At 58.4% G+C, this 11,407-nt stretch carries 11 protein-coding genes; 7 read left to right on the forward strand and 4 right to left on the reverse strand.

Going from position 1 to position 11,407, the window contains the following annotated elements:
* The coding region (locus ABYT07_RS14900) for an alpha-isopropylmalate synthase regulatory domain-containing protein (protein WP_372992832.1) at positions 1-799 on the forward strand (799 nt) is incomplete at its 5' end.
* A gap of 37 nt (positions 800-836) precedes the next feature.
* Here the strand turns inward: ABYT07_RS14900 and ABYT07_RS14905 are convergent.
* The gene (locus ABYT07_RS14905; RefSeq protein WP_372992833.1) at positions 837-1,418 is read right to left on the reverse strand and encodes a VOC family protein; all 582 of its coding nucleotides are present in this window, start codon (positions 1,416-1,418) and stop codon (positions 837-839) included.
* Between the two features lie 173 nt (positions 1,419-1,591).
* Between ABYT07_RS14905 and ABYT07_RS14910 the strand changes: the two genes are divergently transcribed.
* The 6 genes from ABYT07_RS14910 to ABYT07_RS14935 all read left to right on the forward strand — a co-directional run bounded on the left by ABYT07_RS14910 (position 1,592) and on the right by ABYT07_RS14935 (position 8,188).
* Positions 1,592-2,638, forward strand: a complete 1,047-nt coding sequence (locus ABYT07_RS14910; RefSeq protein ID WP_372992834.1) for a rod shape-determining protein — start codon at positions 1,592-1,594, stop codon at positions 2,636-2,638.
* A 73-nt stretch (positions 2,639-2,711) separates the two neighbouring features.
* Entirely contained in the window at positions 2,712-3,617 is a 906-nt protein-coding gene (gene mreC, locus ABYT07_RS14915; protein ID WP_372992835.1) for a rod shape-determining protein MreC, read from the forward strand.
* On the forward strand, positions 3,614-4,153 hold the full coding sequence (locus ABYT07_RS14920) for a rod shape-determining protein MreD (RefSeq protein ID WP_372992836.1): 540 nt from the start codon (positions 3,614-3,616) through the stop codon (positions 4,151-4,153). The genes mreC and ABYT07_RS14920 overlap by 4 nt, the downstream gene beginning before the upstream one ends.
* 16 nt (positions 4,154-4,169) lie before the next feature.
* Positions 4,170-6,113 carry a penicillin-binding protein 2 gene (gene mrdA, locus ABYT07_RS14925; protein WP_372992837.1) on the forward strand — a complete coding sequence of 648 codons (1,944 nt, stop codon included), beginning with the start codon at positions 4,170-4,172 and terminating at the stop codon, positions 6,111-6,113.
* Complete coding sequence (gene rodA, locus ABYT07_RS14930) at positions 6,110-7,249, forward strand: rod shape-determining protein RodA (protein ID WP_372992838.1); 1,140 nt, start codon at positions 6,110-6,112, stop codon at positions 7,247-7,249. The genes mrdA and rodA overlap by 4 nt, the downstream gene beginning before the upstream one ends.
* Positions 7,250-7,255: 6 nt before the next feature.
* Positions 7,256-8,188, forward strand: a complete 933-nt coding sequence (locus tag ABYT07_RS14935; RefSeq protein WP_372992839.1) for a 2-hydroxyacid dehydrogenase — start codon at positions 7,256-7,258, stop codon at positions 8,186-8,188.
* Between the two features lie 118 nt (positions 8,189-8,306).
* On the opposite strand, the gene ABYT07_RS14940 is transcribed toward ABYT07_RS14935, so the two are convergent.
* The 3 genes from ABYT07_RS14940 to ABYT07_RS14950 all read right to left on the reverse strand — a co-directional run.
* Positions 8,307-10,322, reverse strand: a complete 2,016-nt coding sequence (locus tag ABYT07_RS14940) for a M3 family metallopeptidase (protein ID WP_372992840.1) — start codon at positions 10,320-10,322, stop codon at positions 8,307-8,309.
* 179 nt (positions 10,323-10,501) lie between these two features.
* The gene (locus ABYT07_RS14945; RefSeq protein ID WP_372992841.1) at positions 10,502-10,933 is read right to left on the reverse strand and encodes a hypothetical protein; all 432 of its coding nucleotides are present in this window, start codon (positions 10,931-10,933) and stop codon (positions 10,502-10,504) included.
* A 62-nt stretch (positions 10,934-10,995) separates the two neighbouring features.
* Positions 10,996-11,407 (reverse strand): ThiF family adenylyltransferase (locus ABYT07_RS14950; protein ID WP_372992842.1); only part of this gene is annotated, 412 nt, incomplete at its 5' end.

Raw genomic sequence — 11,407 nt, forward strand, 5'->3', positions numbered from 1 at the left:
CATCATGCCCTACCAGACGGGCGTGGACAGCACCAAGCTGATGAACATCTCGCGCCGTGTCGCGACTGTGTCCGGCTTTGCCGTGCAGTTCAACAAGGCCATCGTCGGCAAGAACGCCTTTGCCCACGAAAGCGGTATCCACCAAGACGGGATGCTGAAAAACGCCGAGACATTCGAGATCATGCGCCCCGAAGATGTGGGTCTGACCGAAACCAATATCGTCATGGGCAAACATTCGGGCCGTGCCGCGTTGCGGTCAAAACTCGAAAACCTCGGGTACGAATTGGGCGACAACCAGTTGAAAGACGTGTTCGTCCGATTCAAGGAACTTGCTGACCGCAAAAAGGAAATCTACGACGAAGACCTGATCGCCTTGATGCGCACAGCGGCAGACCCGGAGAACGACCGGATCACGCTGAAATCAATGCATGTTGTCTGCGGCACCGAAGGCCCGAACGTGGCCAAGATGACGCTGACCGTAGATGGCACCGAACACAGCACCGAACAGACCGGCGATGGCCCTGTTGATGCGTCGTTCAAATGCATCAAAGCGTTGGTCGATCACAACGCCCGCCTGCAGCTGTACCAAGTGCATGCCGTCACCGAAGGCACAGACGCGCAAGCAACCGTGTCTGTCCGCCTCGAGGAGGACGGGCGCATTGTGACCGGACAGGCCGCCAATACGGATACGGTCGTCAGTTCGGCCCAAGCCTATATTCACGCGCTTAACCGCCTGTTGGTGCGCCGTGAAAAAGGCGGCAGCGACAAACGCGAGATTAGCTACAAAGACGCTGGTTAACTGGATCAGGCAGGGTTTAGACCCTGCCTTTTTTCTTTCAGTACGGGTTCTTGGGTGACCGATCATCCGACAAGGACCGCTGTGACCGCTCCACGATCATCACTGTCGCATCCGCCAGATGTTGACGTTCAATATGGTGGTCGCCGCGCGCAACGCGCAACTTGTGCGCCTCAAGCATGACTTCGGCATGGGATGATCCGCGTGGCGGGATGAAAGTATAGCAGGCAAGTTCAATCAGGAAACCCAGCGGGTCCTTGAAATAGATCGAATGCATAAAACCGCGATCCTTGATGCCCGAATTGCCGATGCCGCGCTCTTTCAGCCGCTCAAGCACCTGATCGAACATGGCGCGGTCCACCTCGAACGCGATATGATGTACGCAGCCAGCGTCGGTGGGTGTGCGATTGTGAACCGGCTTGCGGCTTTCATTACTAAAAATGGTAATCAAGCGTCCGTCGCCGGGATCGAAATACAAATGCCCCTCGTCGGGATCATCCAGATTGGGCTGGTCAAAGATGAAAGGCATCCCCAACAGCCCTTCCCAGAAATCAATGCTTGTCTGACGGTCCGCCCCCATCAGTGTGATGTGATGCACCCCGATAACTTGAATCTTCTGCATTTCCCTGCCCCCTGATTGAACCGATGCTCTAAAACATAGCGCAGTGGCGGCATCATGCCACCCCGATAGTCAACCCCCCGTTCGTCTTTGGGCACATCGTCCTATACACCGCACAGCCCGCCTCTGATCAGAGTCGTCGGGCCATTACGAATTTTTGCAAGGTCCTGCTGCTCATGTCCATATTTGATAACTTCCGTGGTTTGTTTTCGTCCGATATGGCCATCGACCTTGGGACCGCAAACACGCTGGTTTACGTCAAAGGCAAGGGCATCGTTCTCTCGGAACCGTCGGTGGTGGCCTATCACGTCAAGGATGGCGTGAAAAAAGTGCTGGCCGTGGGTGAAGATGCCAAGCTGATGCTGGGCCGGACACCGGGCAGCATCGAAGCGATCCGCCCGATGCGCGAAGGTGTGATTGCCGATTTTGATACCGCCGAGGAAATGATCAAGCACTTCATCCGCAAGGTGCATAAACGGTCCACGTTTTCCAAACCCAAGATCATCGTCTGCGTGCCACATGGTGCGACCCCCGTTGAAAAACGCGCGATCCGTCAGTCTGTTCTGTCGGCTGGTGCGCGCCGCGCAGGCCTGATTGCCGAACCGATTGCGGCCGCGATTGGCGCTGGCATGCCAATCACCGACCCGACCGGTAACATGGTTGTCGACATCGGTGGTGGTACGACCGAAGTTGCGGTTCTGTCCCTGGGCGACATCGTTTATGCGCGGTCGGTCCGCGTCGGTGGTGACCGCATGGACGAGGCGATCATCAGCTACCTGCGCCGTCAGCAAAACCTGCTGGTGGGTGAAACCACGGCCGAACGCATCAAGACATCCATCGGCACAGCCCGCATGCCCGACGACGGGCGTGGCACGTCCATGCAAATTCGCGGACGCGACTTGCTGAACGGTGTCCCGAAAGAAATCGAAGTGACCCAAGCGCAGATCGCCGAAGCCTTGGCCGAACCCGTGCAGCAAATCTGCGAAGCCGTGATGACCGCACTTGAGACAACTCCGCCCGATCTGGCCGCAGATATCGTTGACCGCGGCGTGATGCTGACCGGTGGTGGCGCATTGCTCGGTGATCTGGATCTGGCGCTGCGCGAACAGACAGGTCTGGCAATTTCCGTGGCGGACGAGCCATTGAATTGCGTGGCGTTGGGCACCGGCAAGGCGCTCGAATACGAAAAACAACTGCGCCACGCCATCGACTACGACAGCTAATTCGGGCAGAATTTCGCAAAGCCCCGATCAGCGGCAGGGCGGCCCTGCCAAACCGGCAGGGAACACGTAACGCATGGCCATCGACCGATCATCCTCGAACGACTTTGGGCGGCCCTTGCGGCGCATGCTTTTGGCTGTGCTGATGCTGATCCTGTTTGGCGTGTTTTTGCTGTGGCGCATCGACAGCCCCCGGGTTGAACGGTTCCGTGCGCAAATCACCGACAAAATCGTGCCCAATCTGGATTGGGCAATGGCCCCCGTGACCGGCACCGTAAACCTGCTGCGTGATTTCCAAAGCTATCAGCGGTTAGCCGACCAAAATCAGGAACTGCGGTCCGAGCTGCGCCAGATGCAGGCATGGAAAGAAGCGGCCTTGCAGCTTGAACAAGAAAACGCCCGCCTGCTGGACCTTAACAACGTGCGGCTTGACCCGCGGCTGACCTATATCACCGGCGTTGTTCTGGCCGACAGCGGGTCGCCCTTCCGGCAATCGGTGCTGCTGAACGTGGGCGCGCGTGACGGGCTGGTAGATGGCTGGGCGGCGATGGACGGTATCGGGCTGGTCGGGCGCATTTCAGGCGTTGCGCAAAATACCGCCCGTGTGATTTTGCTGACCGACGCCAGCAGCCGCATCCCCGCGACGATCCAGCCATCAGGGCAGCGCGCGATTGTAGCAGGCGACAATTCAAGCGCCCCGCCTGTGGATTTTCTGGAAAACCCCGATCTTGTGCGCCCGGGTGACCGGGTGATCAGTTCGGGCGATGGCGGGGTGTTTCCTGCCGGTTTGCTGATTGGTCAGGTCGCCGCTGATCCCGGCGGGCGCTTGCGTGTGCGCTTGGCCGCCGATTACGAGCGGCTCGAATTCTTGCGCGTGCTGCGCCACAATGGCAGCGAAACCGTATCGGACAGCGCGCAGGTCATCGGTCCCGATGGCCCCATCGCACAACAGGACACAGCAACACCGGCCCCGGACAAATGAACGATCTGTCGCCCCTGCGTCTGTGGCTGATGCGCTCGGGCTTTGTCTTGCTTGTAGTGGTCGTGCTGTTCTTTCACCTCCTCCCCCTCGAGACATCACCACGCCGGTGGGCCGCCCCTGACCTGATCCTTGGCTTTGCCTGCGCCTGGAGCCTGCGACGGCCCGAATATGTGCCAGCTATTTCGCTTGCTGCGTTGTTTTTGTTGACCGATCTGCTGTTTCAACGCCCGCCGGGGCTGTGGTCAGGGCTGGCGCTTTTGGGGTGCGAATACCTGAAATCGTCGGGGCGCGGGTTGCGAGACTCCGGTTTTGTATCCGAATGGCTGACGGTCAGCGGTGTGATCATCGCCATCGCTGCGGCAAACCGGCTGATCCTCGCGATTTTGTTGGTCGACATGCCGCCACTTGGGCTTACTCTTTTCGAAACGGGGACGACTCTGTTATTCTATCCGGCAATGGTTCTGGTCACCCACGGGATGATGGGCGTGCGCAAATCGGCACCGGGTGATCTGGACGGCATGGGCAAACGGGTATGACAAGGAAACCAAAGCCATGAGACGCAGCAGAGCAGATAGCGAAGCCAGCCACGCCAAGCTGAGCCGCCGTGCAGCCTTGTTGGGCGGCGTGCAACTGCTGTTCATGGGCGGCTTGGCCGCGCGGATGAATTACCTTCAGGTCGATCAGGCCGATCAGTTCCGTCTGTTGGCCGAAGAAAACCGCATCAACATCCGCCTGATCCCCCCCGCCCGAGGCGAGATTTTTGACCGCAACGGCGTACGGCTGGCGCAAAATTCACCGTCTTACCGCATCGTCATGGTGCGCGAAGACGCCGATGACGTGGATGTGGTGATGGACCGTCTGGCCCAGATCATCACGCTTGATCCCGAAATGCGCGCGCGTACAATTGCCGAAATCAAACGCTCTGCCCCGTTTTTGCCGGTGACCGTCGCCGATGATGTCAGTTGGGATGACGTCAGCCGAGTGTCCGTCAACGCCCCCGCCCTACCCGGTATCAGCCCCGAGGTCGGACTGACGCGGGTGTATCCGCGCGGATCGGACTTTGCCCATATTGTGGGCCGTGTTGGCCGCGTCAGTCAGGCGGATCTGGACGCTTTGGAAGACCCGGACGCCGTTCTGCGAATCCCGCGATTCCAGATTGGCAAGATCAACGTAGAAGCCCGCGAAGAATCGCTGTTGCGCGGTGTCGCAGGCACCAAACAGGTCGAGGTTAACGCAACGGGGCGCGTGATGCGCGAACTGGCCCGCCGCGAGGGGCAATCGGGCGCTGACCTGCAACTGACTGTCGATTCCAACCTGCAGAACTATGTACAGGCCCGACTGGGGGACGAAAGCGCTGCGGTCGTGATCGTAGACTGCGAAAATGGCGATCTGGTCGCCAATGCCTCGTCGCCCAGCTATGATCCGAACCTGTTTATCGGCGGCATTTCTTCGGCTGACTATAACCCTCTGCTCCAATCGAAATATCGCCCTCTGGTCAATAAAACCGTGCAAGGCACCTATCCCCCCGGATCAACATTCAAAATGATGGTCGCCATGGCCGCCCTTGAAGAAGGTCTGATCGGGCCTGATGAAACGGTGTATTGCCCCGGCCACCTTGAGGTCGGCGGTCGCAGGTTTCACTGTTGGAAACGCGCAGGCCACGGCTGGGTCGATCTTGAAACCTCGCTCAAGCAATCTTGCGATGTTTATTACTACGACCTTGCCATGAAAGTCGGGATCGAGAAAATTACGGCGATGTCCAACCGCTTTGGCCTTGGCATCCGCCATGATCTGCCGCTGTCTTCGGTCGCGGCGGGGCTTGCGCCGACAAAGGCATGGAAGCAACAGAACAAGGGGGCAGACTGGGTGATCGGGGATACGGTCAACGCCTCTATCGGGCAGGGTTTCACGCTAAGTTCGCCTTTGCAGCTGGCCGTGATGACGGCACGGATTGCGACCAACCGACAAGTCACCCCGCGGCTGATCAAATCCATTGACGGGGTCGAACAGCCTTCGGGCGGGGGCGATCCGTTGGGGATGAACGAAAACAATCTGCGCAAGGTCCGCAAGGGCATGCATGTGGTGGTCAACGACAGACGCGGCACGGCCTATAGATCGCGGATCATCGCCGACGACATGCGCATGGCCGGAAAAACCGGCACCAGCCAAGTCCGCAACATTACCGCAGCAGAGCGCGCGCGCGGCGTGACCAGCAACAAAGACCTGCCTTGGGAACGCCGCGACCATGCGCTTTTCGTGGGCTTCGCACCCTATGACAATCCACGCTATGCGGTGTCGGTGCTGGTGGAACATGGCGGCGGCGGATCTGCGGCTGCGGCCCCCATCGCGCGTGATGTGATGTTGCAGGCGCTCTATGGCGGAGAGCCCCCCTTGGACGCCTATCCCACCGCAGATCGGGGCCGGATCAAAGAACAGCAAAACACTCTGCGTGATGTTCTCCCCCAAGCAGCGATCGACGGAAAAGACCAAGCATGAGCTATCTTGAATATAGCGTCAAACACGCCCCCACCGGGCTGGCAAAGATTTTGCACCTCAACTGGCCGCTGACAATTCTGCTGGCCACTGTTTCAGGGGTCGGCTTTTTGATGCTGTATTCCGTGGCGGGCGGCACATTTACGCCTTGGGCCGAACCGCAGATGAAACGCTTTGCCCTTGGCCTTGGGCTGATGATCACAGTGGCCATGGTGCCGATCTGGATGTGGCGGAACCTTGCAGGGGTCGCCTATTTCGGCACGGTGGTGCTGCTGATCGCGGTAGAGCTTTTCGGGGCTGTCGGTATGGGGGCGCAGCGCTGGATCGAACTGGGGTCATTCCGGCTGCAACCGTCCGAGCTAATGAAAATCACGCTGGTGGTGATGCTTGCGGCCTATTACGACTGGCTACCGTCCAAGAAGACCTCAAGACCCTTATGGGTGTTGATTCCTGTCCTGCTGATCATGGTGCCGACCTTTCTGGTTCTCAAACAACCGGATCTTGGCACGGCATTGCTTTTGCTGGCGGCAGGCGGCGGGTTAATGTTTCTGGCCGGCGTCCATTGGGCCTATTTCGCCGTCGTGATCTCTGCCGGCATCGGCCTTGTCGCGGCAGTCTTCCAATCACGCGGCACGCCGTGGCAAATGCTCAAGGATTATCAGTTTCGCCGCATCGACACGTTCATCGACCCCAGCACAGATCCACTGGGTGCGGGGTATCACATCACCCAATCCAAAATCGCTCTTGGCTCTGGCGGCTGGACCGGGCGCGGCTTTATGCAAGGCACCCAATCGCGGCTGAACTTTTTGCCCGAAAAACATACCGATTTCATCTTTACCACGCTGGCCGAAGAATTCGGCTTTGTTGGCGGGTTTTCTTTGCTTGCGCTTTATGCGTTGATCATCGTTTTCTGCGTTGCCTCTGCGCTGATCAACAAGGATCGGTTTTCATCCTTGCTGACCCTCGGGGTCGCGCTGAACTTCTTTTTATTCTTTGCGGTCAACATGTCGATGGTGATGGGCATGGCCCCTGTCGTTGGCGTGCCCTTGCCACTGGTCAGCTATGGCGGCTCTGCTATGCTGGTGCTTCTGCTGGCCTTCGGGCTGGTGCAATCCGCCCATGTCCATCGCCCAAGGTAGAATTGAATGCCCGTGAATATCCTGTTTGCCGCCCGTCCCGAACGCTGGACCACCTATGAACAACCCTTGCGGAACGCGCTCAAGGATGCGGGGATTGACGCGCATCTGGCGACAGATATTGCACCATCCGAGGTCGACTATATCGTCTACGCCCCCAACAGTACCTTGCAGGATTTCACCCCCTACACGCGTGCCAAAGCAGTGCTGAACCTGTGGGCCGGGGTTGAAAATATCACCGGCAACCCGACTTTGAAAATCCCGCTCGCACGCATGGTCGATCCGGGTCTGACCAAAGGCATGGTGGAATGGGTGACCGGCCATGTAATGCGTTACCACCTTGACCTTGATACCGATATCCTCAAGACCGATACCGTCTGGGCACCCCGTACACCGCCGCTGGCACAAGAACGCACAGTCACGATCCTTGGCCTTGGGGCGTTGGGCACGGCAGTGGCCGAAACGCTCGTGTTTTTGGGGTTCAAGGTCACCGGTTGGTCGCGCAGCCCGAAAAACGTGCCCGGCGTGACATGCCTTCACGGCGCTGAGGGTTTGGAACAGGCTCTCAAGACAGCTGAAATCGCGGTGCTTCTTTTGCCTAATACAGCTGCCACAGAAAACACATTGAATGCCGATACGCTGGCCTTGATGCCGACGGGTGCGTTCATCATCAATCCGGGCCGGGGGCCGTTGATTGACGATGATGCGCTGCTTACCGCGCTCGACAGCGGGAAAATCGCGCATGCGACACTCGATGTTTTCCGGACAGAGCCGCTCCCCCAGAACCATCCCTACTGGTCACACCGCAACGTCACCGTGACCCCGCACATCGCAGCCGAAACTAGGGCAATCACCGCGTCGACAGTGATCGCAGAGAACATCCGCCGAGGTCAGGCGCAGGAAGACTTCCTGCATCTGGTCGACCGCGACCTGGGCTACTGAAACACCCGGCCGCAAGCTCGGGTTTTTGAGTTTATTTGGCAAAATGAAGCTGTAGCGATGCGGCCCCATCTTCATTTTGCCCTTAAACTCTCGCCGAAGGCATAAAAGTTCTTTTCTGCTACGCCGCGTTTAACCCGCGCCCTTTCAGCAAAGCCTCAACCCCCGGCAACCGTCCGCGGAATGCAGTATAAAGCTCTGCGGCATCCTTGCTGCCACCAGTCGACAGGATATGCGTCTCAAGCGCTTTGGCCCGTTCCGGATCGAACGGCCCTCCGGCTTGTTCAAAGGCCTCGAACGCATCAGCGTCCATCACCTCTGACCACATGTAGCTGTAATAGCCACTGGAATAGCCATCGCCCGAAAAGACATGGGCAAACTGAGGCGTCGCATGGCGCATCGTGATCGCTGCCGGCATGCCTAGGTTCTCCAGAACAGAGGCTTGCTTGGCCATCGGATCAGCTGGCGCAGTGCCATCATGGAACTCCAAATCCACAAGGGCAGAAGCCACGTATTCAACCGTGGAAAAGCCCATGTCGAAATTGGCCGCCCCAAGGACCTTATCCAGCATCTCTTTCGGCATCGCAGCACCCGTCTTGGCGTGGGTCGCAAATTCACCAAGTACCTCTGGCACTTCCAACCAGTGCTCGTAAAGCTGGCTTGGCAGCTCAACAAAGTCACGCGCAACAGACGTGCCGCTGACAGATTCGTAGGTTACATCCGACAGCATCTGGTGCAGCGCATGGCCGAATTCGTGAAATAGGGTCCGCGCGTCATCATAGGACAGCAGCGCAGGCGACCCCTTGGCAAAGTTGCAAACGTTGATCACCACGGGCGACTGCAGGTCGGGGAACTTTGCCTGCGCGCGCATTGCCGAACACCATGCGCCAGATCGTTTGGATCCACGCGCAAAATAATCCCCGATAAACACCGCAACATGTTCGCCGTTGCGGGTCACTTCCCACGCCCGGCAATCGGGGTGATAAAGCGGCACGTCAAGGGGTACGAATTCGAGAGAGAACAAACGGGTGGCGCAGCTAAAGGCCGCGTCGATCATCCGATCCAACTGGAAATACGGTTTCAACGCGGCTTCGTCCAAGTCATGCTCGGCGACTCGTCGTTTTTCCGCATAGTACCGCCAGTCCCACGGCGCAAGATCGCCGTTCACGCCATCCGCATGCATCATTTCAGTCAGCACCGTGCCATCCGCCTCGGCTTGGGCCTTGGCCGGTGCCCAGACATCCATCAACAACTGGCGCACCGCATCGGGCGTCTTTGCCATTTCGGTCTCAAGCTTGAACGCTGCGAAGTTTTCATATCCCAACAGCTTGGCGCGCTCTTCGCGCAGGGCCAGCGTTTCGGCAGCAATGGCACGGTTATCTGTTTCGCCGTCATTGGCACCGCGGGCCTGCCACGCCAGAAATGCCTTTTCGCGCAGATCCCTGCGGGGCGAGAACTGCAAGAACGGCACGATCAAAGATCGTGACAGGGTAATCACGGGGCCGCCTGCATCCTTTTCATCGCCGGCGCTGCGTGCCGCATCAACGACAAATTCCGGCAAGCCTTCCAGATCGGCCTCGTCCAGCTTCATGAACCACGCCCGTTCGTCCGCCAGCAGGTTCTGGGTGAACTGCGTCCCCAACACCGCAAGCCTGCCTTTGATCTCTTTCATCCGGGCGTCATCCACCCCGTCCAAGGCGGCCCCCGAGCGGACGAAACCACGGTGTGTCAGCATCAAAACCCGCGCCTGTTCGGGCGTCAGATCAAGACTGTCCTTGTTTGCCCAGACGTCTGCGACACGGCTAAACAGCTGTTTATTGCTTGAAATTTCGGAAAAATGCGCCGCCAGCAGGGGGGAAAACTTGCGCTGAAGGTCTTCGCGGGCTGCATTACTGTCGGCCCCCGCAACTGTAAAGAAAACGCCCAGCACACGGTCCAGCTGGCTGCCGGCTTCTTCCAATGCTTCGATCGTGTTGCCGAAACCGGGGGCTATGTCGCAAGATGCAATCGCATCGATTTCCTTACGATGGGTGGCCAGCGCCTCTTGCAAAGCGGGCTCGAAATCATCATCGGAAATCTTGTCAAACGGGGCCAGTTCAAATGGCGTATCCCAGTCACTCAGCAGCGGATTTGTCATGCTATTCTCCTTTGTCCCCCAAGGTAGGTGCCACGACAGGAGGTTGCAATCGTCCACGCGAAAAGACAGGGGGCGTAAACCCTGTCTAATCCCAAGATCGCCGTTGTCCCCAAACGCCGCGAACAACCCTTTGGCAACAGCCCCGACAGTTGATCGTCCGCCGGGGCGATAGCCCGATATTAAGGACGGATATAGGCGAAACCGTCTTCTTGCAGCTCGATCAGACGCACGACGCCCGATGGCACGACAACCGCCTCGGACATCAGCACAACATCATGGCCAGTCTTTTTCTTCATGCCAGCCATCGTATTCGCGCAGGCGGCGAACGTGATGTTGTCCATCTCAAGCGACATGGTCGAAATACGTTGCGCCACGGGGCTTTTGTCAGCGATCAGCATGTTCAGACCGGGGCCATAGGTGACCATTTCGATCGTAACCGTATCGCCTTTGCTCTCGTAATAGCTCGCAACGTTCTGCGCGTTGTTCAGGGCCATATTCATCACCTGCGGGTCGTTTTGATCGACATGAATAGCGACCTTATGGGCCACGCCTTCGGCAAGTGCAGCAAGCGGGGCCAGTGCCAACGCAGCGGCCAGAGCGAATCGTTTCATAGGGTTCTCCTCCTGTTATGTAACGGAACTGTAGCGGTCTTTTCAGACAATGCAGCGCTTTTTCAATCTGCCTCGGAACCCGAACCGCAGATCGGACAATCGGCCCGCTTGCTGACCCCGATCACGCGGTTTTCACCGTATAGCGCGTCATACATCAGCATCTGCCCCCGCAATGGCGCGCCAGCACCGGTGATCAGCTTGATCGCCTCGGCGGCCATCATCGCACCAATCACGCCGGGCAACGGGCCAATGACGCCCGCCTGCGCGCAGGACGGTGCCAGATGCGCGGCGGGTGCGCGTGGGAAAACGCACTGGTAACACGGCGCGCCCGAAGCGGGATGAAATACACTTAGCTGGCCTTCCCATTGGCTTAGCGCGCCTGAAATCAGCGGAATGCCGGCAGCCACACAGGCGCGGTTGACCAGATAGCGGGTTTCGAAATTGTCAGTGCCATCCAGCACAAGATCATAATCC

Source organism: Sulfitobacter sp. (assembly GCF_041552635.1).
In the GTDB taxonomy this organism is placed as follows: Bacteria; Pseudomonadota; Alphaproteobacteria; order Rhodobacterales; family Rhodobacteraceae; genus Sulfitobacter.